The 25,810-nt window shown below is 62.5% G+C and carries 23 protein-coding genes; 20 read left to right on the forward strand and 3 right to left on the reverse strand.

From position 1 onward, the window contains the following. The first annotated feature begins 23 nt into the window (after window positions 1–23). The 3 genes from hisD to K3762_RS03190 all read left to right on the forward strand — a co-directional run bounded on the left by hisD (window position 24) and on the right by K3762_RS03190 (window position 2,421). A complete protein-coding gene (gene hisD, locus K3762_RS03180) occupies window positions 24–1,325 on the forward strand; it encodes a histidinol dehydrogenase (protein WP_120350220.1) in 1,302 nt (433 codons plus the stop codon). Between the two features lie 130 nt (window positions 1,326–1,455). Then, the gene (locus tag K3762_RS03185) at window positions 1,456–1,959 is read left to right on the forward strand and encodes a UPF0262 family protein (RefSeq protein WP_260012785.1); all 504 of its coding nucleotides are present in this window, start codon (window positions 1,456–1,458) and stop codon (window positions 1,957–1,959) included. Continuing rightward, window positions 1,960–2,421, forward strand: coding sequence for a low molecular weight phosphatase family protein (locus K3762_RS03190; protein ID WP_132444660.1), 462 nt, complete (start codon window positions 1,960–1,962; stop codon window positions 2,419–2,421). It abuts the gene before it with no gap. 4 nt (window positions 2,422–2,425) lie between these two features. Here the strand turns inward: K3762_RS03190 and K3762_RS03195 are convergent, their stop codons facing one another. After that, entirely contained in the window at window positions 2,426–2,788 is a 363-nt protein-coding gene (locus tag K3762_RS03195; protein WP_067623915.1) for a hypothetical protein, read from the reverse strand. Between the two features lie 214 nt (window positions 2,789–3,002). Here K3762_RS03195 and lepA point away from each other — a divergent pair, with 214 nt between their 5' ends. The 16 genes from lepA (at window position 3,003) to K3762_RS03275 (ending at window position 20,581) form a co-directional block, all read left to right on the forward strand. Beyond that, the gene (gene lepA, locus K3762_RS03200) at window positions 3,003–4,805 is read left to right on the forward strand and encodes a translation elongation factor 4 (protein WP_132444658.1); all 1,803 of its coding nucleotides are present in this window, start codon (window positions 3,003–3,005) and stop codon (window positions 4,803–4,805) included. 374 nt (window positions 4,806–5,179) lie between these two features. Beyond that, the gene (locus tag K3762_RS03205) at window positions 5,180–5,734 is read left to right on the forward strand and encodes a hypothetical protein (RefSeq protein ID WP_132444656.1); all 555 of its coding nucleotides are present in this window, start codon (window positions 5,180–5,182) and stop codon (window positions 5,732–5,734) included. Window positions 5,735–5,908: 174 nt separating this feature from the next. Further along, window positions 5,909–6,421: an alkylphosphonate utilization protein gene (locus K3762_RS03210; RefSeq protein WP_132444654.1), complete on the forward strand. Its 513-nt coding sequence runs from the start codon at window positions 5,909–5,911 to the stop codon at window positions 6,419–6,421. 126 nt (window positions 6,422–6,547) lie between these two features. After that, entirely contained in the window at window positions 6,548–7,378 is an 831-nt protein-coding gene (locus K3762_RS03215; RefSeq protein WP_132444652.1) for a 3-keto-5-aminohexanoate cleavage protein, read from the forward strand. 80 nt (window positions 7,379–7,458) lie between these two features. Further along, complete coding sequence (locus K3762_RS03220; protein ID WP_132444650.1) at window positions 7,459–8,229, forward strand: MBL fold metallo-hydrolase; 771 nt, start codon at window positions 7,459–7,461, stop codon at window positions 8,227–8,229. Between the two features lie 276 nt (window positions 8,230–8,505). Then, entirely contained in the window at window positions 8,506–9,561 is a 1,056-nt protein-coding gene (locus tag K3762_RS03225; RefSeq protein WP_132444648.1) for a C4-dicarboxylate TRAP transporter substrate-binding protein, read from the forward strand. A gap of 26 nt (window positions 9,562–9,587) precedes the next feature. Next, window positions 9,588–10,121 (forward strand): TRAP transporter small permease, encoded by a 534-nt coding sequence (locus K3762_RS03230; RefSeq protein ID WP_067627369.1) that lies wholly within the window; start codon window positions 9,588–9,590, stop codon window positions 10,119–10,121. Further along, complete coding sequence (locus K3762_RS03235) at window positions 10,121–11,461, forward strand: TRAP transporter large permease (protein WP_067940100.1); 1,341 nt, start codon at window positions 10,121–10,123, stop codon at window positions 11,459–11,461. The genes K3762_RS03230 and K3762_RS03235 overlap by 1 nt, the downstream gene beginning before the upstream one ends. Continuing rightward, on the forward strand, window positions 11,458–12,246 hold the full coding sequence (locus K3762_RS03240) for an IclR family transcriptional regulator (protein WP_132444646.1): 789 nt from the start codon (window positions 11,458–11,460) through the stop codon (window positions 12,244–12,246). The genes K3762_RS03235 and K3762_RS03240 overlap by 4 nt, the downstream gene beginning before the upstream one ends. A 17-nt stretch (window positions 12,247–12,263) precedes the next feature. Continuing rightward, on the forward strand, window positions 12,264–14,360 hold the full coding sequence (locus tag K3762_RS03245) for a 3-hydroxyacyl-CoA dehydrogenase NAD-binding domain-containing protein (protein WP_132444644.1): 2,097 nt from the start codon (window positions 12,264–12,266) through the stop codon (window positions 14,358–14,360). Then, window positions 14,357–15,532 (forward strand): acetyl-CoA C-acyltransferase, encoded by a 1,176-nt coding sequence (locus K3762_RS03250; protein ID WP_132444643.1) that lies wholly within the window; start codon window positions 14,357–14,359, stop codon window positions 15,530–15,532. The genes K3762_RS03245 and K3762_RS03250 overlap by 4 nt, the downstream gene beginning before the upstream one ends. A gap of 11 nt (window positions 15,533–15,543) precedes the next feature. Beyond that, complete coding sequence (locus K3762_RS03255; RefSeq protein WP_132444641.1) at window positions 15,544–16,743, forward strand: acyl-CoA dehydrogenase family protein; 1,200 nt, start codon at window positions 15,544–15,546, stop codon at window positions 16,741–16,743. Continuing rightward, on the forward strand, window positions 16,740–17,873 hold the full coding sequence (locus K3762_RS03260) for an acyl-CoA dehydrogenase family protein (RefSeq protein WP_132444639.1): 1,134 nt from the start codon (window positions 16,740–16,742) through the stop codon (window positions 17,871–17,873). Before K3762_RS03255 ends, K3762_RS03260 begins: the two co-directional genes overlap by 4 nt. After that, window positions 17,854–18,261 carry a PaaI family thioesterase gene (locus K3762_RS03265; RefSeq protein WP_120350233.1) on the forward strand — a complete coding sequence of 136 codons (408 nt, stop codon included), beginning with the start codon at window positions 17,854–17,856 and terminating at the stop codon, window positions 18,259–18,261. Before K3762_RS03260 ends, K3762_RS03265 begins: the two co-directional genes overlap by 20 nt. Beyond that, window positions 18,258–19,025 carry an oxepin-CoA hydrolase, alternative type gene (locus K3762_RS03270; RefSeq protein WP_132444635.1) on the forward strand — a complete coding sequence of 256 codons (768 nt, stop codon included), beginning with the start codon at window positions 18,258–18,260 and terminating at the stop codon, window positions 19,023–19,025. The genes K3762_RS03265 and K3762_RS03270 overlap by 4 nt, the downstream gene beginning before the upstream one ends. A 53-nt stretch (window positions 19,026–19,078) precedes the next feature. Beyond that, window positions 19,079–20,581 (forward strand): class I adenylate-forming enzyme family protein, encoded by a 1,503-nt coding sequence (locus K3762_RS03275; RefSeq protein ID WP_132444633.1) that lies wholly within the window; start codon window positions 19,079–19,081, stop codon window positions 20,579–20,581. 27 nt (window positions 20,582–20,608) lie between these two features. Here the strand turns inward: K3762_RS03275 and rpe are convergent, their stop codons facing one another. After that, window positions 20,609–21,298, reverse strand: coding sequence for a ribulose-phosphate 3-epimerase (gene rpe, locus K3762_RS03280; RefSeq protein ID WP_132444631.1), 690 nt, complete (start codon window positions 21,296–21,298; stop codon window positions 20,609–20,611). Between the two features lie 64 nt (window positions 21,299–21,362). Then, window positions 21,363–24,569: a 4Fe-4S double cluster binding domain-containing protein gene (locus K3762_RS03285; protein WP_260011462.1), complete on the reverse strand. Its 3,207-nt coding sequence runs from the start codon at window positions 24,567–24,569 to the stop codon at window positions 21,363–21,365. Window positions 24,570–24,691: 122 nt separating this feature from the next. On the opposite strand from K3762_RS03285, the gene K3762_RS03290 reads away from it, so the two are divergent. Next, the gene (locus tag K3762_RS03290; RefSeq protein ID WP_260011465.1) at window positions 24,692–25,711 is read left to right on the forward strand and encodes an ABC transporter substrate-binding protein; all 1,020 of its coding nucleotides are present in this window, start codon (window positions 24,692–24,694) and stop codon (window positions 25,709–25,711) included. Window positions 25,712–25,810 lie beyond the last annotated feature (99 nt).

Here is a 25,810-nt window from a genome sequence, read left to right on the forward strand (position 1 = left end):
CCCCTTTTCGAAAGCCTGACCCCATGCCCGTCACCCTTGATGCCTCCGCCCCCGATTTCGAAGCGGCCTTTGACAAACTGCTGAACGCCAAGCGCGAAGACAGCCCCGATGTCGATGCCGTGGTGGCCGAGATCATCGCCGATGTGCGTGCGCGGGGCGATGCTGCGGTGATCGACCTGTCGCAAAAGTTCGACCGCGTGACCCTCACCCCCGACAGCCTGCGCATCAGTGTTGCCGAGGTTGATGCCGCCGTCGCCGAAGTCTCCCCCGAGGACCGCAAGGCGCTGGAACTGGCCGCCGACCGCATCCGCGCCTATCACGCACGGCAGCTGCCCGAAGACGCCGAGTGGACGGATCCCGACGGCGCCACGTTGGGTTGGCGCTGGACGCCGGTTTCCGCCGCTGGCCTTTATGTACCGGGCGGGCTGGCGAGTTATCCGTCCTCGGTCCTGATGAACGCGGTCCCGGCCAAGGTGGCGGGGGTGGAGCGTTTGGCCATGGTCGTGCCCACGCCCGATGGCGTGTTGAACCCGCTTGTGTTGCTGGCCGCCCGCATCGCCGGAGTGGATGAGATTTACCGCATCGGCGGCGCGCAGGCCGTGGCGGCGCTGGCCTATGGCACCGATACGATCCCCCCGGTGGACAAGATCACCGGCCCCGGCAACGCCTTTGTCGCCGCCGCCAAGCGGCGCGTTTTCGGCAAAGTCGGCATCGATATGATCGCCGGCCCGTCGGAGATCCTTGTCATCGCCGATGGGGACAATGATCCCGATTTCATTGCCCTCGATCTGCTCAGTCAAGCCGAGCACGACGAGAGCGCGCAGAGCATTCTGATCACCACTGACCCCGCCTTTGCCCGCGCGGTGGAAGAGGCGGTCGAGAAACGCCTGCTCACCCTTGAGCGTCGCGCCATCGCGGGCGCAAGCTGGCGCGACAATGGTGCGATCATCACGGTGGCTGACCTCGACGCTGCGGCGGCGCTTAGCAACCGGATCGCGCCGGAACACCTTGAGCTTTGCGTGGCGGACCCAAAGGCGCTGTCGGAAAAGATCACCCATGCGGGCGCGATTTTCCTTGGCCAATGGACGCCCGAGGCGATTGGAGATTATGTCGGCGGGCCGAACCACGTTCTGCCCACGGCGCGGTCGGCGCGCTTCTCTTCGGGGCTGTCGGTGTTGGATTTCATGAAGCGCACCACATTGGCCCAGATGTCGCCCGAAGCCCTCAAAGCCATCGGCCCGGCGGCAGAGCGGTTGGCCCAGTCAGAGAGCCTTGAGGCGCATGGCCTGTCGGTCACCGCGCGCCTGCGCAAGCTGAACGACTAGGGCAGGGGGGCAGAAGCCGCCTGCGCAGGAGGCAGGGCGCTGCCCGCTGTGCCCCCGGGCGCGACATTCGCCACCGGGCATGCTCTCGCGCATTGCCCCCTTCCCACCGCTGCGCTATCCACGAAATGGTATCGCCAGCAAAAAGGATGCGTCCATGACCCGCATCACCCATATCGCGCTTGATGACGCGAACATGCCGCCCCCCACGCCTGAGATTGATCAGGAGCGTAAGGTGGCCATGTTCGACCTGCTGGAAGAGAACAGCTTTGTCCTGCCCGAACGGGAGAAGGGCCCGGTGCCCGAAGGGCCTTATCATCTGTCCCTGTCCATCCGTGACAAGCGGCTGGTCTTTGATGTGGAGACCGAAGCGGCTGAAAAGGCGGCGGAATTCCACCTTTCCCTCGGCCCGTTCCGGCAGGTGGTAAAGGATTACTTCCAAATCTGCGAAAGCTATTTCGAGGCGGTCAAGAAACTGCCCCCCAGCCAGATCGAGACGATCGACATGGCCCGGCGCGGCATCCACAACGAAGGCTCCCGCGTGCTGCAAGAGCGTCTGTCGGGCAAGGCCGAGATCGACACCGACACCGCGCGGCGGCTCTTTACCCTGATCTGCGTTTTGCATTTCGGCGGATAAATGAAGCAGCTGCTGCCTCAATCCGTTCTCTTCTGCTGCGACCATAACGCCGTCCGTTCGCCCATGGCCGAAGGCTTGATGAAGAAATTCTACGGCACCGGCACCTATGTGCAGTCCGTGGGCGTCAAGAACGACATGGAGATCGACGGTTTTTCCATTGCCGTGTGCAGTGAATTGGATGTGGAGTTGGACCGGCATCGCAGCCGCAGTTTCGATGAGATGGAAGAATGGGGCGACGATCTGGGGTCATTCGATCTGATCATCGCGCTGAGCCCCGCCAGCCAGCGCCGGGCGCTGGAGCTGACGCGGTTTTACCATCTCGACGTGGAATATTGGCCGATCCTTGATCCCACGGGACTGGGCGAGAGCCGCGAGGCCAAACTCACCCAGTTTCGCGCCGCCCGCGATCAGATCGTCGGACGGCTGATTGATCGCTTTGGCCAGCCGCCTAGCGAAAGCTGAGCTATCAGGTGTTGGAGCAGGCCGCCGCGGCGCTCTGGCCATAGGCTTTCCACGTGCTCCAGAAGGCGTTGTCGCTTTTGTTGTCGGACTGACGCATTTCCTGCAAACGGTGGGGGTCGCGGAAAATCTTGGCGCCCTGGCGCTGATCCGAGCGCGACAACGTCTGATCCGCCACCGCTTGTACGCAGCCACAACGCGCATGGCTGGAGCCGCGGCGCCCATCGGCCAGACAAGCCTTTTGAATTGGTCCCGTGGCGAAAAGCACCGGCGTCGGGGAAAAACGCCCTACGGCGGCATCGCTGGAATAACGTGATCCGCCACAACCCGCCAAGACGACGAGCGCCATCAAACTTGCAACTGTCCGCATTGATTTGCCCTATTGTTTTGGACCATGGGGTTTTCCCCTTGTCGGCCCGGTCTGCTCTGCCCATCACTATGCCGCAAAATGGGGCTTCGCGCAATTCTCCTTTGGGGGGCAAGGCGTCTTGGCCTGCGATAAAGCGCCGTGAAGGGCGCGAAGCGGGCTCTGGCGCGCTCAAGGCCAATTGACGCAGGCGCGGCACTGCGCCATATCCCCTTGCATGACACCGCTTGAAAACATCCGCAATTTCTCCATCGTGGCGCATATCGACCACGGCAAATCCACGCTGGCCGACCGGTTGATCCAACTCACCGGCACGGTCGCCGAACGCGACATGCAAAGCCAGCTTCTGGACAACATGGATATCGAGCGGGAGCGGGGCATCACCATCAAGGCCAACACCGTCCGCATCGAATACCCTGCCAAGGACGGCAAGACCTATGTGTTGAACCTGATCGACACGCCCGGACACGTCGACTTCGCCTATGAGGTCGCGCGCTCCATGCATGCGGTCGAAGGTTCGCTGCTGGTGGTAGACGCCACTCAGGGCGTCGAGGCGCAGACGCTGGCCAATGTCTATACCGCCATCGATGCGGATCATGAGATCGTGCCGGTCCTGAACAAGGTCGACCTGCCCGCCTCTGACCCCGACCGCGTGCGCGAACAGATCGAGGACGTGATCGGCATCGACGCCTCCGATGCCTGCCTGATCTCTGCCAAGACCGGCATCGGCATCCCCGACGTGCTGGAAGCGATCGTGAACAAACTGCCCGCACCCAAGGGCGGCGACCCCGATGCGCCGCTCAAAGCGATGCTGGTGGACAGCAAATATGACCAATACCTCGGCGTCATCTGTATCGTCCGGATCATCGACGGCACCCTGAAAAAGGGCGACCGCATTCGCATGATTAAGACCGGCGGCACCTATGACGTGGACGATGTGGGCGTTTACCGGCCCAAGATGACCGGCGTCGAAAGCCTCGGCCCCGGCGAGATCGGTTATCTGAACGCTTCGATCAAACAGGTCCGCGACACCCGCGTCGGCGACACGATCACCCATGAAAAGCGCAAGTGTGAAACCCCGCTGCCGGGCTTTAAGCCCTCGGTGCCGGTGGTTTTCTGTGGTCTCTTCCCGGTCGATGCCAATGACTTCGAAGATATGCGCGATGCGATCGAAAAGCTCGCCCTGAACGATGCCTCCTTCACCTATGAGATGGAAACCTCTGCCGCGCTTGGCTTTGGCTTCCGCTGCGGCTTTCTTGGCCTGCTGCACCTCGAAGTGATCCGCGACCGGCTTGAGCGTGAGTATGACATCGACCTGATCACCACCGCCCCTTCGGTGATCTATCACGTCCACATGAAGGACGGCGAGATGCAGGAGCTGCACAACCCCGCCGACATGCCGGACATGACGCTGGTGGACCACATGCAAGAGCCGCGGATCAAGGCGACGATCCTCGTGCCCGATGAATACCTTGGCGACGTGCTGAAACTCTGCCAAGACCGCCGCGGCATTCAAGAAGACCTGACCTATGCTGGTTCGCGGGCGATGGTTGTCTATGACCTGCCACTGAACGAGGTGGTGTTTGATTTCTACGACCGGCTGAAGTCGGTCACCAAGGGCTACGCCAGTTTTGACTACCAAATGATCGGCTACCGGCAGGACAATCTGGTCAAGATGCAGATCCTTGTGAACGACGAGCCTGTCGACGCCCTTTCGACCATGGTGCACCGCGACCGCGCCGAGATGCGCGGCCGAGCGATGGTGGAAAAGCTCAAAGACCTGATCCCGCGTCACATGTTCAAGATCCCGATCCAAGCGGCCATCGGCGGCAAGGTCATTGCCCGCGAGACCCTCTCCGCGATGCGCAAGGACGTGACCGCGAAGTGTTACGGTGGGGACGCGACGCGGAAGAAGAAGCTGCTGGAGAAGCAGAAGGCCGGTAAGAAGAAGATGCGCCAGTTCGGGAAAGTGGACATCCCGCAGGAGGCATTCATCTCGGCGTTGAAGATGGACGGGTGAACGCCGGTTCTTAGAGATGCTCCGACGTATCGTAAACCGCAGTCGTGAGGGAACAAACAACGCGCGGGCGGGTTTGACCTAAGTAATTCGACTTCGTTTGGCACGATCTTTCACACTTTAGTGAAACGGGTCGATATACTAAGAAATAATTCGATTTTTGGTGTTATACTTAACACCTTGTTAGGAAGTGGTCGGTAAGACGTTAGGGTGCAGGAGGTAACATGAAATTTGTGAAGATTGACATGACTATCGCTATATCAGCATTTCTTGCCACAATGACCGTGGGTGGAACTTTGCTTCTATTGCTTTTCCTAACTTCGTAGTTGTCAGCTTTTTCTAAAAGACGTATTTGAAACGTTGTGGAGAACGTTTCAATGAATGATTGGATTAGCCGGGCAACTTCGGTTTTTACTGGTATGGCAGTAGCATTGAGCCTGCTGGCGATACCCACCTTCTTCTGGTTAACGAGAGAGCTTGATCAGGTTCGGCAAGATATCAGCAAGAATTATTCACTTGCTGATAAGAATGCAGTGCATGCTACCGATGTGAAACTCGGCTTGTCTGAAATTTCGTTAAAGTTGGGTTCGTTGATTGAAGCCAGAGATGACGCGTCGACCCAGCTAAGGTTTGCACGCATTATGTCTGGATATTTGGCTGCTAATTTGGTCGGAAATGAGGAACTTACGCATCAAGCGCTGGAAGGGGTCTTGTCTGACGCAGATTATAAGGGGCTTGTCGCAAGTCAGAAGATAGACATGCTTAAAGCTGCTACGATTGATGGCGACAATGTAGTATTCTTAAAAAAATCCGACTTGAAACATTTTACTGCTGCTGAACGAGAAGCATTGAGTGAAATGAAGTCTATCGGCGGGACCGAATTGATCATGTGGGATGAGGGCTTTTTTCCTGGCTTTAGTCTGAACGACTAGATTGCAAAAGTTACTGAGAGAAGATCAATCAATACTAAAAGCCCCACATTGGGTCTGCTGGTCCCACAAAAACTCACCATTTTCACACCGGCCCAATTCTCGCGAATTGCGCGCTCGGCATTTTAACAGCCCCCCGGACTGTTCAATCCGGCTGCACCACCCTAAACCACCCCCATGACATGCCCCCTCTGCGCCACAGCCAACGCCCCGCTCATCCAAGCCCCGGTCCTCGGCGGCCCCGCTGACGCCAGCGCCTCCATCTGCGCCACCTGCGCCGAGCAGACCGCCAGCGACACGCCAGACCCGGCCCACTTCCGCGCCTTGGCCTCCACCATGTGGTCCGAAGACCCCGCCATTCAGGTCTTGGCCGCCCGCACCCTCGCCAAAATCCCCGAGCCTTGGGCCCGCGACCTTGCCGAGCAGCTTTACCTCGACGATGAGACGCGCGCATGGGCCGAGAACGTCCCTCAGCCCTCCGCTCACCGCGACAGCAACGGCGTGCCGCTGGCCTCGGGCGATACCGTGGTGCTGATCAAGGATCTGACCGTCAAAGGCGCGGGCTTCACCGCCAAACGCGGCACCGCCGTGCAGCGGATCTCGCTGGTCGCCGACAATCCCGCCCATATTGAGGGCCGGGTCGAAGGCCAGCGCATCGTGATCCTGACCGAATTTGTGAAAAAGCGCTGAACCGCAACCCGCGTCTGCTGGGTGTACAGCCGATGTCCGTTGTGTGACATTTGACCTCTGATCAACAAATCTCCCCGCAGCCTTCTCAACCTGCGCCAAGCCTCTGCCGCCACAGGACCCCCGCCCATGACCACCCCCTGCATCCTCTGCGTCGCCATCACCGGCTCCGTTCCCACCAAAGCCGCCAACCCCGCCGTGCCGATCTCGATCGCCGAGCAGGTCGAGTCGACCCACGCCGCCTTCGAAGCCGGGGCCTCCATCTGCCACGCCCATGTGCGCAACGACGACGAGACCCCGTCCTCCGACCCCGAGAAATTCGCGCGGCTGATGGAAGGCGTGCAAAAGCAGTGCCCCGGCATGATCATCCAGTTCTCCACCGGCGGGCGCTCGGGCGCGGGGCGGGAGCGGGGCGGTATGCTCTCGCTCCGGCCCGACATGGCCTCGCTTTCGGTCGGGTCCAACAATTTCCCGACGCGCGTTTATGAGAACCCGCCGGAATTGGTCGATTGGTTGGCCTCGGAAATGAAAACCCACGCGGTCAAACCCGAGATCGAGGCTTTTGACCTGAGCCACATCCACAAAGCCGCCGAAATGAACCGCGATGGGCGCATCCCCGGCCAGCTTTATGTGCAATTCGTCATGGGCGTGAAGAACGCCATGCCGGTGGACCGTGAGACCTTTGATTTCTACATCCAGACGCTCAACCGCCTTGCCCCCGATGCGCAGTGGTGTGCCGCCGGGATCGGGCCGAACCAGATTGTGTTGAACGAATGGGCCATCGCCGCGGGCGGCCATACCCGCGCGGGGCTGGAGGATAACGTGCGGCTGGACCGCGACAGGCTGGCGCCCTCCAACGCCGCGCTGATCCAGCGGGCGGCTGATTTATGTGCGAAATACGACCGCCCTGTCGCCACGCCTGCACAAGCGCGTGAGATTCTGGGTCTGCGCCCGGCATAGGCTTGCCGCAAGAAGGGCGCTGCGTTGAAATGCGGGGCGGGGCAGCTATGTCCCGTTCCAGTAACCAACAGGAGCCTGAAATGTCCCAGACCCGCCGCCATTTTCTTGCCACCGCCGCCGCCGCCGCTGGCATCGTAACCCTGCTGCCCTTCGCCGCCCGTGCCGCCGCGCATAGTGGTGACACATTCGACACCAGCGCAGGTCCGATCACGGTGCATCCCGTCGACCACGCCTCTATCGTGCTAGAGACACCAGCGGGCGTGATCTATGTCGATCCAGTGGGCGAGCCCGCGCAATACAGCGACTTCCCCGCCGCCGATCTGATCCTCATCACCCATGAGCATGGCGACCACTACAACGCCGATACGCTGGCCGCGCTGGCCGGGGATGAGGTGCAGATCATCACCAACCCCGCCGTCTTTGACATGCTGCCCGAGGCGCTTGCCGCGAAGGCCAGCAAGATCGCCAATGGCGAAAGCACCGAGTTTAACGGCCTGCCGATCGACGCGATCCCGGCCTATAACATCACCGAAGAGCGCAAGAAGTTTCACCCCGAGGGGCGCGACAACGGCTATATCCTCGGTTTCGACGGCTTCCGCGTCTATATTTCGGGCGACACCGAAGACACGCCCGAGATGCGCGGGCTGACCGATATCTCGCTGGCATTCGTGTGCATGAACCTGCCGTTCACTATGGATTCAAACGCTGCCGCCTCTGCCGTGGCTGAGTTCAAACCGACTTACGTCTACCCCTATCACTTCCGGGGAAAAGACGGCGGCACGCAAGACCCCGAAGAGTTCGCCAAACGGGTCGGCACCGATGTCGAAGTCAAATTCGGCGACTGGTATTAATCTCGAACCCTTTCGGTCACGCCCCAGCGGCGTGACCGTTTTCTCGGACAGGGCCGATCCATCAGATCAGCCGATTCCGGGGTGCAAAGCGGGGCGTTTGTCTCGCACACCGCCGCCCGCGCTCATTTTTCGCTTAACAAATTCAAGAGCCTAACTGCTCCCTCTTCAGATGGCTGAAGTTTCGCTTGATCGCTTTCGGTCCGCGGACTAGCGTGACCTGCGACAAATGCGAAACTATGTTTTGCATTGCGAAACAAGTCTCTGGGAGGAGCCTACATGACAATCTTTAAACACCTGAGCTGCGCCGCAGCTCTGGCGCTGGCTGGTGGCGCGGTAAGCGCTGAAACTGTATTGATTCACGGTGAAGCTGGGCCCAACCGCGGTGCACGCGCCGACGCTTTGCAGTGGTTCGCCGATCAGGTCGCCGAGCGTTCGGACGGCGACATGCGATTCGACATCCAGTGGGGCGGGGCGCTGTTCAAAGCCAACGCCGCTGTGCAATCCATCGCCGATGGCGTGGCCGACACCGGTTCGGTCATCGCAGTCTACTACCCGCAAGAGATGGCCGGCTACGGCATCGCCGACCTGCCGGTGAACAACCCCGACGCTTGGGTCGGCATGCGCGCCACGGATGAGCTGATGCGCTCCAGCCAAGCGATCCAAGACGATCTGGCCGACAAGAACCTCGTTTATATCGGCACTTGGACCACCAGCCAGGTAAACATCGGCTGCAAGGGCGGCGCGATCAAATCCGTGGCGGATATCTCGGGCAAGAAGGTCCGCGGCGTGGGCGCCTACGGCAAGGTCTTTGGTGAGCAGGGCGCGAACATGGTCAACATGTCGATCTATGACGCCTACCAAGGTCTCGACACCGGGCTGATCGACTGTTCGCAGGGCTACAGCTATGCCGTGGCGGCGCTGAAGCAGGCCGAGGTGATGGACAGCTACACGATCCTCGACTGGGGTCAGGTCGGCGGTCTGGGCATCTTCATGAACAAGGACATGCACGACAGCCTGACGCCTGAGCAGCAGGAAACGCTGGCCTCCGTCGGGTCCGACATGGCGGATGAGTTTGGCCGTCTGATCACCGATGCCAACGACAAGGCCATCGCCTCGATGAAGGAACAGGGCGTCGAAGTCATCACCCTGCCCGAAGAGGATCGCGCGCAACTCGTCGAAGCGGGCAAGAAGTTCCTCGACGAATGGGCAGAGACTGCCGGTTCCGCCGGTCTGCCGGGCGACGAACTGCTGGAAGAGTATAAAGGCCTTATCGCTAAATACACCGAGCAGCGCGATGCCGAAGGCTATCCTTGGGAAGCCAAAAGCAACTGATCGCTGATACTGGGGAGGGGCAGCATATGTTGGTAAATCTGGAGAAAATCCTGTTGGGATTGGGCGCTTTGGCGGTGATCGCCTTGGGGGTGTTGATCACCTCCAACGTGATCGCCCGCGCGCTCTTTGCCAGTCAGGTGCCCGATAGCGTGACCATGGTGCGAGAGCTCATGGTCGCCGCCATCCTGCTGCCCCTCGCCGCCGCCACCGCTGCCCGCGCGCATGTCTCGGTCGCTTTTGTGACCGACCGATTTCCCGACCGCGCGCGTTCGGTGTTGATCGTTGCAGGCTCTGCCATCGGGATGCTGGCGCTGGCGCCGCTGATCTATTCCGGCGGGCGCGAGTTCTTTGCCGTGGTCGAGAAAGGCAGCTTTTTCTACGGCGACCTCAATCTGCCGAAATGGCCCGGGCGGCTTTTGTTCCTGATCGGGATGATCGCGACCTTCCTGCGGCTGGCCGAACTGACGTGGCGCGATGGGCGCACCGTGCTGGCGGGCGGCGTGGTCTCTGACGAACAACAACATGCGGCCGACCTTCTGGCCGAGAAGGACGTGCTGTAATGGATGCCTCAACCATCGGTATGATCGCCTTCGCGGCGGTTCTGATCCTGCTCGCCCTGCGCGTGCCGATTGCCTTCACGCTGGCGGCAGTGGCAACCGTCGCTACCTTCTTTATCTTCGCCTTCCGCACCGGGACCTTCATGCCCGAACGTGCGATCAAGGCGACCACCTCGATGGTGTTCTCAAACTCCTTCGACCTCATTCACTCTTACGATCTGTCGATGATCCCGCTTTTCGTGGCGCTTGGACATATCGCGTATCGCGCGGATATTACGACGAAAATCTACCATGCGGCCAAGGTTTGGCTGACCCGCCTGCCGGGTGGGGTGGCCATGGCCTCCGTCATGGGCTGCGGGGGCTTTTCCGCGATCACCGGCTCATCCATCGCCTGCGCCTCGACCATGGGTAAGATCTGCACGCCCGAGATGCTGCGCATGGGCTATGACCCGCGTCTGGCCACAGCTTCGGTCGCGGCGGGGGGCACATTGGGCTCGCTCATTCCCCCGTCGGTTCTGTTCATCATCTACGGCATTTTCACCGAGACTTCGATCTCGTCGCTGTTCCTCGCGGGTGTTCTGCCGGGGCTGCTGACGCTGGCGGGCTTTGTGCTGGTCATCGCCGTCTGGGTCTGGCGCGATCCGGCGGTAGCACCCTCGACCGACCAACGCTACACCGCGCGTGAGCGTTGGCAGGCGGCCCTTGATAGCTGGCCTGCGATCCTGCTTTTCGTGCTGATCATCGGCGGCATCTACGGCGGTATCTTCACCGCGACCGAGGCCGCCGCCGTCTGCGTCGTCTCCGCCACGTTGATCGGTTTCGTGCAGCGCAAGCTGGATTGGGCTGGCCTCTGGGCCGCGGTCAAGGAGACCTGCGTGCAGACCTCCGCGATCTTCCTCATCGCCGCCAGTGCCAAGATCTTTGTGGCCTTCGTCGCGCTGACGGGCGTCGCGGGCACCATCGTTGGGTTCGTCTCAGACGCGCAGATGTCGCTGGTTGTGCTGATGCTCTGCATCGCGCTGATCTATCTGCTCTTGGGCATGTTCCTTGATCCCATCGGTATCATGGTGCTGACCCTGCCGCTGATGATCCCACTGGTGGAAAGCTATGACCTCAACCTCATTTGGTTCGGCGTCGTGGTCATCAAACTGCTGGAGATCGGCCTGATTACACCGCCCGTCGGATTGAACGTCTTTGTCATCGCCAATGTGGTGGGCCGCGAAGCGCCGATTGACAAGATCTTTGCGGGCATCACCCGGTTCCTCAGCGTCGATTTCATCGTGCTGATCCTGATCATGTCCTTCCCGATGATCTCGCTTTTGATCCCGATGGCGGCAAGATGAACAAGGCGGCGTCGGATACCGTCACGGACCGTAAGTTCGCCAATACGCTGGCGCGGGGTCTTGGCATTTTGCGCGCGTTCCGCGCCAGCGACAGCGGGCTGAGCCACGCGCAGATCGCCGAGCGGACGGGCCTGCCGAAACCGACGGTTTCGCGGCTGACCTATACGCTGTGCGAACTGGGCTATCTGGCGCATGGCGGGCGCAACGAGAAGTTCCGGCTTGGGCCTGCGGCGATTGCGCTTGGCTCGGTCGCCTCTGTCGCGGTCAGCTTTGTCGATATGGCGTCAGATGCGATGCAGCAACTGGCGGATGAAACACGCACGCTGGCGCTGATCGCCGTGCGCGACGGCGACCGGATGATGCTGGTGCGCACATGGCGTCCGCATACCGCTTCGACCATCTGGCTAGAGCCGGGTCACCGTATCCCGGTCTATGGTTCGTCCTCTGGCCTCGCCACGCTGGCCAGTCTGGACGAGAACCGTTTTGACGGGCTGGAGCCGGATGACCGGCTGCGCAATTTCCGCCGTGAGGGGTATGAGCAATTGCTGGCGCAGGGCTTTGTCCTCGCCCCGCCTGAAACCCGCTATGCCCGTAGCATCAACGCCGTGAGCGTGCCCTATTACGCAGGGGAATTCGGCGAGCCTGTGGCCTTTACCTGCGGCGCTTTGCCGGGTGACTTGCCCGACAGCCGCATTCTGTCACAAGTGGGGCCAGCGCTGCGCGACGTGGTCAGCGGCATCGAACAACGCACCGGACGGGCACCGGCCCTGTCCCGGCGCGGATAGATCAAGGAGTTACTGATATGACTGACAAGATTGCCTATTCCCGCCATGACGACATCGTCGTGCTGCGCATCGAAAACCCGCCCGTCAACGCGCTGAGCCAAGCCGTGCGGCAGGGGCTCTCCGACGGCATGGACCGCGCCGAGGCCGAAGACGGCGTGCGGGCCGTGATGATCGTGGGCGAAGGCCGCGCCTTTATCGCGGGCGCCGACATCACCGAATTCGGCAAGCCGCCGATGGAGCCGCATCTGCCGAACCTGTGCAGCCGCATCGAAGCGTCGCCGCTTCTGGTCGTGGCCTCCATGCATGGCGTCAGCCTTGGTGGTGGTCTCGAAGTCGCGCTCTCGGCGCATTACCGCATCGCCCAGCCCTCGGCCCGGGTCGGTCTGCCTGAGGTGCACCTTGGCCTGATCCCCGGCGCAGGCGGGACACAACGCCTGCCGCGCCTCATTGGCGTTGAACCCGCGCTGGATGCGATCACCACGGGCCGCCACATCAAGGCACCGCAGGCGCTTGAGATGGGCATCGTCGACCGGGTGGAGGAGGGCGATCCGCAGGAGGTCGGTCTCGCTTACGTTCGCGAGCTGCTCGACAGCGGCGCCGAGCGTCGCCCGATCTGCGAGATGCCCGCGCCTGCGCCGATCGATTGGGACGCCGCCTATGAGGCGACGCTTAAAAAGGGTCGTGGCCAGATTTCCCCTGCCGAGGCCGTGCGCGCCGTGCAGGCGGGTGTCGAAAAACCCTTCGAAGAAGGCATGAAGGCCGAGCGCCGCATCTTCTCGGAACTGATGAACACCGACCAGCGGCAGGGCATGATCCACGCCTTCTTCTCTGAACGTGCCGTTAGCAATCTGCCCGAACTCAAAGGCGTCGAGCCGCGCGCGCTGAAAGCCATTGGCGTGATCGGCGGCGGTACCATGGGCGCGGGCATCGCCACGGCGGCACTGCTGTCGGGCTTCTCGGTCGTGCTCATCGAGATGAAGGACGAGGCCGCTAAGGCCGCGCACGACCGCATTTCGGGCAATCTGCAAGGCGCGCTGAAACGCGGCAAGATCGACCAAGCAAAATTTGACACGTTGACCGGCGAGGCGCTTACTGTTTCGACCGATTACGCCAGCCTTAGCGATGTCGATCTGGTCGTCGAAGCGGTGTTCGAAGACATGGATGTCAAAAAGCAGGTCTTCGGCAAGCTTGACGCCGTCTGCAAACCGGGCTGCGTGCTGGCCTCCAACACCTCCTATCTGGACGTTGACGAAATCGCCGCCAGCACCTCGCGCCCCGCGGATGTGATCGGGCTGCACTTCTTCTCGCCCGCGCATGTGATGAAGCTGCTCGAAGTCGTGGTGGCCGACAAAACCGCGCCGGATGTTGTCGCCACTGGCTTCGCGCTTGGCAAAGCTCTGGGCAAAATCAGTGTCCGCGCCGGGGTCTGCGACGGGTTCATCGGCAACCGGATCCTCGCCACCTACCGCACCGCGGCGGACCACATGGTGCTGGACGGCGCCAGCCCTTACAAGATCGACGCGGCACTTGAGAAATTCGGCTTTGCCATGGGCCCCTTCGCCGTGGCCGACCTTGCCGGGCTCGACATCGGCTGGGCCACCCGTAAGCGCAAAGCCGCCACGCGCCACCCCGAGGAGCGGGTGCCGACCTATATCGACCGGCTCTGCGAACAAGGCCACTTCGGCCAGAAGACCGGCCAAGGTTACTACATCTACGAAAAGGGCAAACGCGGCGGCACGCCGAACCCGGAAATCACCCGCCTGATCGAGGAAGAGCAGAAGGAGCGCGGCATCGCCCCGCGCGAGTTCACCGATGCAGAGATCGTGCGCCGCTACATGTGCGCCATGGTCAATGAGGCGGCCAAAGTGCTGGAAGAGGGCATCGCGAAACGCCCGCTCGACATCGATATGACGCTGCTCTTTGGCTACGGCTTCCCGCGCTATTGGGGTGGCCCAATGAAATGGGCCGATATTCAGGGCCTGCCCAACGTCCTCGCCGCCATCGAAGGGTTTGCCGAGAAAGACCCGTGGTTCTGGAAACCAGCGCCGCTGCTGGTCGATCTGGCCAAAACCAACCGCACATTTGATGATCTGAACAAGGAAGCTGCCAAATGAAACAGGCTGTCATCGTCTCCGCCGTCCGTACCGGGCTGGCCAAATCCTTTCGCGGGTCGTTCAACATGACCCACGGTGCCACCATGGGTGGCCATGTCGTTGCCGAAGCGGTCAAACGCTCGGGCATCGATCCCTCGGCGATCGAAGACGTGATGATCGGCTGCGGCTACCCCGAAGGGGCCACCGGCTCGAACATCGCGCGGCAGATCGCCCTGCGCGCGGGCCTGCCGGTGACCGCCTCGGGCGTGACCGTGAACCGCTTCTGTTCTTCCGGTCTGCAGACCGTCGCCATGGCCGCCAACGCAATCTGCCAAGAGGGCGCAGGCCCGATGGTTGCAGGCGGGGTCGAGAGCATTTCGCTGATCCAGCCGGATGTGAAATCGGTGAAAGAGGCCTGGCTCAAGGAGCATAAGCCCGAGGTCTATATGGCGATGATCGACACAGCCGACATCGTGGCCAAACGCTACAACATCAGCCGCGAGGATCAGGACGCCTACGGTCTGCGCAGCCAGCAGTTGATTGCCGCCGCGCAAGAGGCCGGTCTCTTTGATGACGAAATCGTGCCGATGCAGACCACCATGGGCGTGCAGGACAAGGAGACCAAGGAGATCTCCACCCGCGAGGTCACAGTGGACCGCGACGAATGCAACCGGCCCGGCACCACACTCGAAGGGCTTGCGGGCCTGACGCCCGTGCGCGGCGAGGGGGCCTTCATCACCGCGGGCAACGCCAGCCAGCTTTCCGATGGTGCCGCGGCCCTTGTGCTGATGGACAGCAAAGAGGCCGAGCAGCAGGGCCTGCAAGCCATGGGCGCGTTCAAAGGCTTCGCCGTCGCGGGTTGCGAGCCCGATGAAATGGGCATCGGCCCGGTCTTTGCCGTGCCGCGTCTGCTGGAACGTCACGGGCTGACCGTCGATGACATCGACCTGTGGGAGCTGAACGAGGCCTTCGCGAGCCAAGCGCTCTACTGCCGCGATAAACTCGGCATCGACCCCGATAAATGCAACGTGAATGGCGGCTCGATCGCTATCGGCCACCCCTTCGGCATGACCGGGGCGCGGATGACCGGCCACATTCTGCGCGAAGGCCACCGCCGCGGCGCGAAACTGGGCGTCGTGACGATGTGCATCGGCGGCGGCATGGGGGCGGCTGGCCTCTTCGAAATCTACTAAAGGGGGCCGACATGGACCTGAGCTATACCGACGAAGAACGCGCCTTCCGCGAGGAGGTGCGCCAATTCCTCACCGAGAAACTGCCAAGCGAGCTTTCCGAAAAGGTGCGCCGTGGGCAGGAGCTTTCGAAAGATGATCACGAACGCTGGCACGCCATCCTGAACGATCAAGGCTGGCTGGCCACCAACTGGCCCAAGGAATTCGGCGGGGCCGCGTGGAACGCCGTGCAGCGCCATATTTTCGAGGAAGAGGCCGCTGCCCATCACGCGCCGCGCATCGTGCCCTTTGGCCTGTCGATGCTGGCCCCCGTGCTGCAAAAGTTCGGCTCGAAAGAGCAGCAGGACTACTGGCTGCCGCGCATCCTGTCGGGCGAAGACTGGTGGTGTCAGGGCTACTCTGAGCCGGGCGCTGGGTCGGACCTCGCCTCGCTCAAAACCACGGCGGTCAAGGACGGCGACCATTACATCGTCAACGGCCAAAAGACTTGGACGACGCTGGGCCAACACGCCAACATGATCTTCTGCCTCGTGCGGACCGACAAGGACGTGAAGGAGCAAGAGGGCATTTCTTTCCTGCTGATCGACATGGAGACGCCGGGCATCACCGTGCGCCCGATCATCCTGCTGGATGGCGGCGCCGAGGTGAACGAGGTATTCTTTGACAATGTCAAAGTGCCCGCCGAGAACCTCGTCGGCGAAGAGAACAAGGGCTGGACCTACGCCAAGTACCTGCTGACCCATGAGCGCACTAACATCGCCGGGGTTGGCTTCTCCCAAGCGGGCCTGTCGGCGGTCAAACGCATCGCCAAATCCGAAATGGCCGGGGGCCGCCCGCTGATCGAGAACCCGCATTTCGCTGCCCGCGTAGCGCAGGCAGAGATTGATCTGATGGCGATGGCCACGACCAACTTGCGCATCATCTCCAAGGCCGCCGCAGGGCAGGCACCGGGGGTGGAATCCTCGATGCTCAAGGTCAAAGGCACGATCATCCGGCAGGAAATCAACGACCTCGCGCGCCGTGCGGCTGGCGTCTATGCGATGCCCTTCGCCTCGGAAGCGGTGGCAGGCAGCAACGACGCGCTGCCCGATCCGAACGAGGCCGGTCCGGTGGCCGCGCAGTATTTCAACAACCGTAAGCTGTCGATCTTTGGCGGCTCTAACGAAATCCAGCGGCAGATCATCGCCAAGACAACGCTGGGAGGTGCAAAATGAATTTCGACCTGACCGAAGAACGCCAGATGCTGCAAGACAGCCTGCGCCGTTTCCTGCGCGATAAATACGACACCGCCACGCGCAATGGTATTCTGGAAAGCGAAGCAGGCTTCTCTGCTGACATCTGGGACGGCTTGGCCGAATTGGGCGTCATCGGCGCGCTTTTCACCGAAGACCAGGGCGGCTTTGGCGGCGCGGGTTTCGACGTGACCACCGTGTTCGAAGAACTGGGCCGCGCCGGTGTGGTCGAGCCGCTGCTCGACAGCGCCGTGCTGGCTGGTGGGCTGATTGCCGATCTGGGCAGTGAAGCGCAGCAGGAGCATATTGAGGCACTGATCGGCGGCACGTTGCAACTGGCCTTTGCCCATGGCGAGCCGACCAGCCGCTATGACCTTGAGCGCGTCTCCACCTCCGCGTCGCAAAACGGCGGTGACATCGTGTTGAACGGTCGCAAAGCCGTCGTCGCCAATGCCGAGGCTGCCGACATGCTCGTCGTCTCTGCCCGCGAAAGCGGAGAGGGTGGCGATCAGGCGGGCATTTCGCTGTTCCTTGTGCCAGCGGATACCAAAGGGCTCACCGTCACGGGCTATGCCCTGCTGGCCGGTGGCCGCGCCGCCGAAGTTACACTGGATGATGTAACCCTGCCCGAAAGCGCCCGCTTGGGCGAGGCTGGCAAGGCGTTTGACGCGATTGAGGCCCGTGTGGCCGTCGCGACCACCGCGCTCTGCGCGGAAACGCTGGGCGCGATGGAAACCGCCTGCGATCTGACCCGCGAATATCTCGGCACCCGCAAGCAGTTTGGCCGCCCGATTGGCAGCTTCCAAGCGCTGGCGCACCGCATGTCGGACCTGCTGATTGACCTCGAACAGGCCCGCTCTGCCGTGATCAATGCCGCAGGCCATCTGGCCGACGACCGCGCCAGCCGCGAGCGCCATGTCTCTGCCGCTAAGAACCTGATGGGGCGCGTCGGGCGTTTGGTCTCCGAGGACACGATCCAGATGCACGGCGGCATTGCCATGACGCAGGAATATGAGCTGGCCCATATCGCCAAACGCATCACCATGGCGGACCACCGCTTTGGCGACGTTGATCATCATCTGGAGCGGTTCATTGCACTATCCGCCGCATGAGGCACCGACCAGCGGGGTTCAACAGCTGATCGGGTTTCAACCCGACCTGTCGAACCCCGATGGCAGCACCCGCGTGACACTCGACCTCGGCCCGCAGCACCTGAACGTCTCAGGTGTGCTGCACGGGGGGTTGCATACGTTGCTCTTGGATGTGGCCACGGGCTTTGCCTGTGCGCGGCACTGCGCGATGAGCGGGCCCTTCGTGCCGATGCTGACCCTGTCGCTGACCACCGATTACATCTTGGCGGTGCGCGAGGGCCAAGTCGTTGCCACAGGCCGCGTCACGGGCGGGGGGTATAAAATCCTCTATGCCGAGGCGCAGTTGCATGATGCCGAGGGCAAGCTGCTGTCGCGTGCGACGGGCGTTTTCAAAAGGGCAAAAACATGAGTGCGCGGATCGAAGACCGGGGCGATCGGTTGATCGTCTGGAACGGCAACGCCGAGAAGCGCGGGGCGCTGACGCCAGAGCTTTATGAAGCGATTGCAGAGGCGATGCGCATGGCCGAAGACCCGCGCATCCGCGCGGTGATCCTCACCTCCGAAGGGCGCTTTTTCTGCGCGGGGGGAGACCTTAACGTGCTGATCGAACGGCGCAAATTGACCGAGGCCGAGCGCCGCGAGCGGGTGGATGGGCTGCATGATCTGGTCCGCGCCATGCGTGCTTGTCCGGTGCCTGTTATCGCCGCCATCGAAGGTGGCGCTGCCGGGGCGGGGCTGTCGCTGGCGCTGGCCTGCGACATGATCGTGGCCTGCGAAGAGGCGCAGTTCACTGCCGCCTATGTGAAGGCCGGGTTGGTGCCGGATGCCGGTCTGACGGCTTCTTTGGCGCGGCTTTTACCGCGGCCCTTGTCGATGGAGATGTGCCTTCTGGGCCGTCCCGTCATGGCGATGCGCTTTGCCGAACTGGGCGCGGTCAACCGTATCTGCGCCAAAGGCAAAGCCTTGGACGAGGCGCTGATGCTGGCCGATACGCTCGCCGCCGGGCCGCGTGCTGCCCAAGGCGCGATCCGGCAGTTGGTGGCGCAGGCCTATGAGGCCGAAGAGGCCGATCAGCTTGATGCCGAACGCAACGCCATGGCCCACGCGGCTGGCGGGGATGAGGCCGCCGAAGGGATCGCGGCCTTTTTGGAAAAACGAAAGCCCCGGTTTTAGCCGGGCAGCGGCCGCCGGAGGAGGGGGTCGCGAATAGGCAGGAGGAGACACCCATGAATGCCAGGGTACAGGATTTTCTAGCTGAGCAATTGGCGACCCGACCAGAGGCGCCCGCGCTGAGTGACGCCAGCGGCGCCGCGTGGAGCTATGCCGATCTGGACCGTGCGCGCGTGGCCTTGGCCGCTGAGTTGCGCAGCGCGGGAGTGCAGGCGGGCGACCGCGTGCTTTTGATGGTGGAAAACTGTGTTGCGGCGGTGGCCTCGCTCTATGCCGCGTGGGAGTTGGACGCGGTGGCCATCCCCGTGAACGCCCGCCAGACCGAAGCCGAAGTCACCCGCATCATTGATCACGCCACCCCGGCGGCGGTGCTGCTGACCTGCGATGTCTCGCCCGAAGCGGCGGCCCATGCGGCGCGGCTGAACGCACGTGAGGTCTCGGGCGCTTTCGGCAGCCTGCACCTTGCCACACCGCTGCCCAGCAGCCCGGATGCCGATCTGCATGATGTGGCGGTGCTGCTTTATACCACCGGCACCACGGGCGATCCCAAGGGGGTGATGCTGACCCATCAGAACCTGCGCTTTGGCGCGCGTGCCTCGGCGGACCTGCGACAGATGGTGCCGGGTGATGTGGTTTACGGCGTGCTGCCGATGACCCATGTTTTCGGTTTGGTGTCTGTCTTGATGGCCGCGGTGAGTTCTGGCGCGAAGGTCCGGCAGGAGAGCCGTTTCTCGGCGGCGAAGCTGCATGCCGCAACCCACGAGGATGTCACGATCCTTCCCGCTGTGCCGCAGATGCACGCGCTGGTGATGCAGTACTCGCGCGAGCGCGGGATGCCCAAACTCGAAAGCCCCAAGCTGCGCTATGTTTCATCGGGCGGTGCACCGCTTGATCCGGCGTGGAAACGCAAAGCCGAGGCGTTTTATGAACTGCCGCTGCAAAACGGCTTTGGCATGACCGAGACATGCTCGGGCGCATCGGCCACCACCAACGCGCTTGGCTCGCCCGACACTTCGGTCGGACCGGTCACGCCGGGCACCGAATGCAAGATCGACGACCAAGCCCCCGGCGGCAATGGGGCGGGCGAAGGCGAAGTGCTGGTGCGCGGACCGCATGTGATGAAAGGCTACTACCGCAACCCGACCGAGACCGACAAAGCCATCGACGCCGAGGGCTGGTTGCACACCGGCGATCTGGGCAAGCTCGATGAGGATGGGCGGTTGCACATTCTCGGGCGCAGCAAGGAATTAATCATTCACGGCGGTTTCAACGTTTATCCGCCCGAGGTCGAAGCCGCGTTGAACGATCACCCGCGCGTGGTGCAATCGGCCGTGGTCGGACGGCGGCGCGAAGGCGACGAAGAGGTGCTGGCCTTCGTGCAGGTCGCCCCCGGCGACGAGGTGACGGCAGAGGAGTTGCGCAGTTTCGTCAAAGAGCGGCTGACCGGCTACAAGCGGCCTGCGCAGATCATCGTGGCCACGGACCTGCCCGCCGCACCCACAGGCAAGATCCTGAAACACCGGCTGCTGACGGCCTTTGCCGACCGGCTGGAGGGCTAGGCGCGAATTGAACCGCGCCCGGCCAGATCAGACGTAGGTGCCTTCGGCGGCGGCGCGGATCGCGCGGATGTTCTCGCCGTAGGGGGCGGGGGCGCTGACCGAGCCGCCTTTGAAGACGGCGGAGCCCGCCACCAGCACATCGGCCCCGGCCTGCGCCACCAGCGGCGCGGTCTTGGGATCGACGCCGCCGTCGATCTCGATATGCACGGGCCGGTCACCGATCATCGCGCGCAGGTCGCGGATTTTGGCTGTCATGTCGATGAACTTCTGGCCACCGAAGCCGGGGTTCACGGTCATCACGCAGATGAGGTCGACCATGTCGAGCAGTTCGGCCACCGCGCTGGCTGGCGTGCCGGGGTTTAGTGCCACACCCGCTTTCGCGCCCGCGCCGCGGATCGCCTGAAGCGTGCGGTGGATATGGGGGGTGGCCTCGACATGGGCGGTGATCACATCGGCGCCCGCCTTGGCGAAGGCTTCGATATAGGGATCGACCGGGGCGATCATCAGATGCACGTCCATCACGCCCTTGATGTGGGGCCGGATCGCCGCGCAGGTGGCGGGGCCGAAGGTGATGTTGGGCACGAAATGCCCGTCCATCACATCCACATGCACCCAGTCCGCGCCTTGGGCCTCAATGGCTTCGCATTCGGCACCGAAGTTGGCGAAATCGGCGGCGAGGATGGAGGGGGCGATCTTGATCGAACGGTCGAATGTCATGGGGGCAGCCCTTTGTTGCAGAGGTTGGCTTCTCTTAACGGCTGCGCGCTTTTTGCGAAAGGGGTTAGAGGTCGAGTTCCAGCACGCCGCCTGCCTCTGCCGCGCGTGACTGGCAGAGGATGATCGCGCCTTCGCGCTGCTTGGCCGAGAGAACAAAGTCGCGGTGTTCGACTTCGCCGCCGCGCAGGCCGCATTTGCAGACGCCGCAGATGCCATCGCTGCATTTCAGATCCACCGGCACCCCCGCCGCGATCAGCGCGTCGGCGGCTGTTTCCTCGGCAGAGACGGCGATCTCGCGGCCTGAGGTGAGTTTCAGCGTGAAGGGGTGATTGACGTAATCTGGCACCTCGGGGGTTGAGAAATATTCCAGATGCCGCGCGTCTTCGGGGATGCCCGCGGCCTCGGCGGCGGCCATGACCGACTGCATGTAGGCATCCGCGCCGCAGGTGTAGACATGGGTGCCCGGCGCGCTGCGTTCCATGATGGCGGGCAGGTCGGCGCGGGTGCTTTCAGATGAGATATGCAGGTGTACACGGTCGGCCCAAGGGGCCTGCGCCAGTTCCTCGGCAAAGGCCGCCGCTTCCCGGTCTGAGGCCGAGTAGTGCAGGTCAAAGGGTCGCCCAAGGGCGTGCAGCCGGTGCGCAAAAGCGATCATCGGCGTGATGCCGATGCCGCCGCCCATGAACAGGCTATGCGGCGCGTCCTCGACCAGTTCAAAATGGTTCACCGGCTTGCCGACAAAGATGCGTCGCCCCTTGGTGAAAACCCGGTGGAGCAGGGCTGATCCGCCCCGGCCCGCGTCTTCGCGCAGCACCGCGATGCGGTAGCGTTTGCGGTCGGACGGGTCGCCCAGCAGCGAATAGGGGCGCAGGAATTCCGGCGCGACGACCAGATCAAGATGCGCGCCAGCGGACCATGCGGGCAGGTCGTGGCCTTCGGGGTGGGCGATGTCGTAAAGCGCTGTAGTCGGGTTCAGGCGGGTGACGTCGGTGATGCGCAGGTCGAGCACCGGGGTGTCGCTGCCGACCTTGTAAAGGTGCAAATGGTCGGTTTCGCCCGCTGCGGTTTTGCGGCGGTGCTCATCGGCGCTCAGCAGGGCCGCATGGGCGGCAATCCCGGCCTCGCGGTTCATCGGATCGGGGTAGGGCCAAGGATGCGGCGCCAGCGGAGCGGGGTAGACGGCGAGGGTTTGATCCTCGAATTTGAGGTCAAGATCGGGTTGCAGATCACGGGCGTTCACCGGCTGGGCAGGCGTGTCGAACTGGCCCGAGGGCTTGCGCTCGATGTCCCACCACCACTTTTTCACCGGGTTCAGGCGGCCCTTGCCGACCATGTCGTCCAGCTTGGCCAGCAGCGGTGCGGCGGCGGGGATGTTGGAGGCGGCCCAGCGGAAGGGGGCCTCGGCGAAGAGCCCCTCAAGGTTCCACGGGCAGGTCTTCATGCAACGCCCGCACATTGCGCCGCCTTGGTTGGTGATCCGGTAGGTGGCGCATTTTTGGCTGTCGGATTTCCAGATTTCATAGCCGTTGAACATCTTCTTCGGCCCGGCGGTGATCGCCCCCGAGGGGCATTCGCGAGCGCATTTGTTGCAGGCTTCGCAGAACTTTTGCAGGCCGAAGTCGATGGGCTTGTCGTGGTCAACGGGCAGGGTGGTCGTGACCACGCCGGATTTCAGGCGCGGGCCGAGGAACGGGTTCAGGATGACTTCACCAATCCGCGACACTTCGCCCAGTCCCGCCAGCAACAGCAGCGGCGGTTGCAGCACATCGCCATCCATCACCGTATGCGCTTTGGCCGCGTGGCCCAAGTTGCGCAGGTGCTGGGCCATCACGCCGCCCAGCATCGAGAACCGCAGATAGGCCCGCATGGATTGCGACACGGCGATCCAGTCGTCGCCCGAAGACCCCTCCATCGTGTCGAAGCCTTGGTCGATGATAAGGCTCAGCGCTTGGTCATGCGGCGGGGTGATCGGGGTGCCGGTGGCGTCGTGGCTGTACCATGTCCAATCGGGGCAGGCAGAGAGGCCCGCAGCATCGGCCCCCAGAAAGTAGCTTGCCGCTTTAAGGTTCGCGGCATTGCGGGCGCTGTCCGCCATAGCGGGCGCGGCGTCGTTCACCGGGCCATCTTGCAGCAAGATCAGCGCGCCCAGCAGCCGGCGCTGCGCGGCGGAGGGAGCGGATTTGACTACATGGTGCCCGCCTTTCATGGCGTTCTGCACCTTTGGCCCCATGTCGCCGAACTGCCCGCGCGCGAAAAGATCCCCGCGTTTCGGCACGCGCGGCACGTTCGGCGCGTCGATGTAGGTGGTCGGCTCATCCACCCGTTTCAGCGTCTCAAATGGATGCGGCCCTGCGGCATAGTCGCGCCGCGCGTAAGGATCGACATCGCGGGCGCTGACGCCGCCATGGGTGCCCAACTGCCAATGCGGGCCTTTCAGCAGGGACCAAGGCTGCTCGGAGAACGGGCAAAGCGGCAAATCGGGCGCAAGTTCCATGTCGGTCGTCACCACGGCCAGCCCGAAGCGCGAGCCGATCCACGGCGCTTGAAGCGTGCCGTCTTCCCAAACCGCTAGCCCCGCCGCCACGGCCAATTGGCCGAGGTTCACATCAGAGGTGGTGCCTGAATGCACCTTTGCCGCGAACCCCAACTGGCGGATGTATTCGGCCAGCACGGTAGCGTTTTCGGTGCCGCGCAGGCAAGCGCGCTCGGCTTGGGCGTCCATGATCCAATCGCTGCCCGGCTCATCTTCGCGTGGGTCGCGGGGGTGGGCGGTGAGGACCACCAGCGCGTGGCTGTGAGCGTCGATTGAGGTTTCGGGCGCATCAACTGCATCGCGCAGGTTCGCCATGATGATATCGACCCCGGCGGCGAGCGTCTTGGTCTGGCGGTTGCGGAGAAATTCGGCCAGTTGAGCGGTGCCTTCGCTGCGCCGGGGCGTGGCAAGATGTGCCTCATCCGGTAGGGCGCAGACGCCCATCATCGAGGCATCGTTGTAATAACCAAATGATTTGAGGTGATTGGCCCGTTCCACCGGGCTTTCGGGGATCACCGCGCCTGCCGTGTTGACCGGCCCATCGCGCAGTACGTCCATCATCGCTTGGAAAGGGGCCATTGCGTTGCAAATGCTTTGGGGCGCCTCGGGCCGCTCAAACCGCAGCACCGGCATGGGCGTGTTCGGCAGTTGGTCATGCGGGGCATGCAACCGGCGCAGCCGCTCCAACGGGAAGGGGCCGAGGTGCATGGGGCGGGTCTTGGATGAAAAGAGCTTCATGGCAAATCGATGCCATGCTTTGAAATGATATGCCAGTCCTGGTTGTGGCTGCTGCGGGCGCTCTCGCTTGACTTTCGGCGTGGCCGCCGACCATGCTGCGGCAAAATTGGAGGAGTGAGATTATGACCCTGTTCAACCGCCGTCAGGCCATCGCAACTTTGGGCGCTGCAACCGCCGTGGGGCTGGCGGCACCGGCACTGGCGCAGAACCGCAAGATCACCGTGGGCGCGCTGCGTTTCACCAGCCACGCGGGCAGCTTTGTCGGCTTTGAGCGGGACTATTTCAAAGAGGCCGGGCTGGACGTTGAACTGCGGTTCTTTGAGGCGGCACAGCCGATGGCCGTGGCGATCGCCAGCGGCGATGTGGATTATGCGGTAACGGCGATTTCCGGCGGTTTGGTATCCTTGGCGCAAAAGGGCGCGGTCAAGGTTATCGGTGGCGCGTTGCAAGAAGAGCAGGGCATCGACGGGCAGAAGTTCCTTGTCTCCGACGCCGCCTATCAAGCGGGGATCACCGAACCGGGCATGCTGGATGGCAAAAGCTTTGGCATGACGCAGGCGGGGTCGTCCTTTCACTACATGGGCGCCAAAATGGCCGAGGCTGAGGGGATCAGCCTCAAGTTCAAGCCGCTGCAAAAGGTCGGCGCGGTGATCGGTGCGCTGAAGTCGGGCCAGATCGATGCGTGGTCGATCGTGCCGCATATCGCCAAGCCGTTGGCCGGGTCGGGTGCTGTGCATATCATCGGCGATGTGGCGACCTATCTGCCGGATTATCAGGTGACGACCGTTTTCACCTCGACCAAGAACGCCAGTGATGAGCAGGAGATGACCAAGAATTTCCTCGCCGGGTATTCCAAGGGCGTGGCCGATTACAACGCCGCGATGATCGCCAAGGATGGCGGAGATGCGGGCGTGGATGAGATGGTCGATCTGATCCATAAATATGTCTACACCGACCGCCCGCGCGACAAGGCGGCGCCGTCGATCATCAACGGCACCATGCGGTTGAACGAAGGTGCCAAGCTGAACGTGGCTTCGGTGCGTGACCAGTTGGAGTGGTTCCAGTCCGAAGGGCTGGTCGATGCCGACATCACGCTAGAGACGCTGATCGACACCTCTTATGTCGAGACGATGGGCAGCTAAGCGCGTTGCTTGCGTGATATGATCGCTTTGAATGGCGCGTCCCTCACGGGCGCGCCTTTACCTTTTGCTCCCGCAGGGTGGGATTTCCGGCAGGCATCA

The sequence above is a fragment of the Sulfitobacter sp. W074 genome, assembly GCF_025142275.1.
Taxonomy (GTDB): Bacteria; Pseudomonadota; Alphaproteobacteria; order Rhodobacterales; family Rhodobacteraceae; genus Sulfitobacter; species Sulfitobacter profundi.

Coding starts and splice junctions, on each gene's coding strand:
- hisD (WP_120350220.1), top strand. CDS start 24: ATGCCCGTCACCCTTGATGCCTCCGCCCCCGATTTCGAAGCGGCCTTT.
- K3762_RS03190 (WP_132444660.1), top strand. CDS start 1,960: ATGAAGCAGCTGCTGCCTCAATCCGTTCTCTTCTGCTGCGACCATAAC.
- K3762_RS03195 (WP_067623915.1), bottom strand. CDS start 2,788: ATGCGGACAGTTGCAAGTTTGATGGCGCTCGTCGTCTTGGCGGGTTGT.
- lepA (WP_132444658.1), top strand. CDS start 3,003: ATGACACCGCTTGAAAACATCCGCAATTTCTCCATCGTGGCGCATATC.
- K3762_RS03205 (WP_132444656.1), top strand. CDS start 5,180: ATGAATGATTGGATTAGCCGGGCAACTTCGGTTTTTACTGGTATGGCA.
- K3762_RS03210 (WP_132444654.1), top strand. CDS start 5,909: ATGACATGCCCCCTCTGCGCCACAGCCAACGCCCCGCTCATCCAAGCC.
- K3762_RS03215 (WP_132444652.1), top strand. CDS start 6,548: ATGACCACCCCCTGCATCCTCTGCGTCGCCATCACCGGCTCCGTTCCC.
- K3762_RS03220 (WP_132444650.1), top strand. CDS start 7,459: ATGTCCCAGACCCGCCGCCATTTTCTTGCCACCGCCGCCGCCGCCGCT.
- K3762_RS03225 (WP_132444648.1), top strand. CDS start 8,506: ATGACAATCTTTAAACACCTGAGCTGCGCCGCAGCTCTGGCGCTGGCT.
- K3762_RS03230 (WP_067627369.1), top strand. CDS start 9,588: ATGTTGGTAAATCTGGAGAAAATCCTGTTGGGATTGGGCGCTTTGGCG.
- K3762_RS03235 (WP_067940100.1), top strand. CDS start 10,121: ATGGATGCCTCAACCATCGGTATGATCGCCTTCGCGGCGGTTCTGATC.
- K3762_RS03240 (WP_132444646.1), top strand. CDS start 11,458: ATGAACAAGGCGGCGTCGGATACCGTCACGGACCGTAAGTTCGCCAAT.
- K3762_RS03245 (WP_132444644.1), top strand. CDS start 12,264: ATGACTGACAAGATTGCCTATTCCCGCCATGACGACATCGTCGTGCTG.
- K3762_RS03250 (WP_132444643.1), top strand. CDS start 14,357: ATGAAACAGGCTGTCATCGTCTCCGCCGTCCGTACCGGGCTGGCCAAA.
- K3762_RS03255 (WP_132444641.1), top strand. CDS start 15,544: ATGGACCTGAGCTATACCGACGAAGAACGCGCCTTCCGCGAGGAGGTG.
- K3762_RS03260 (WP_132444639.1), top strand. CDS start 16,740: ATGAATTTCGACCTGACCGAAGAACGCCAGATGCTGCAAGACAGCCTG.
- K3762_RS03270 (WP_132444635.1), top strand. CDS start 18,258: ATGAGTGCGCGGATCGAAGACCGGGGCGATCGGTTGATCGTCTGGAAC.
- K3762_RS03275 (WP_132444633.1), top strand. CDS start 19,079: ATGAATGCCAGGGTACAGGATTTTCTAGCTGAGCAATTGGCGACCCGA.
- rpe (WP_132444631.1), bottom strand. CDS start 21,298: ATGACATTCGACCGTTCGATCAAGATCGCCCCCTCCATCCTCGCCGCC.
- K3762_RS03285 (WP_260011462.1), bottom strand. CDS start 24,569: ATGAAGCTCTTTTCATCCAAGACCCGCCCCATGCACCTCGGCCCCTTC.
- K3762_RS03290 (WP_260011465.1), top strand. CDS start 24,692: ATGACCCTGTTCAACCGCCGTCAGGCCATCGCAACTTTGGGCGCTGCA.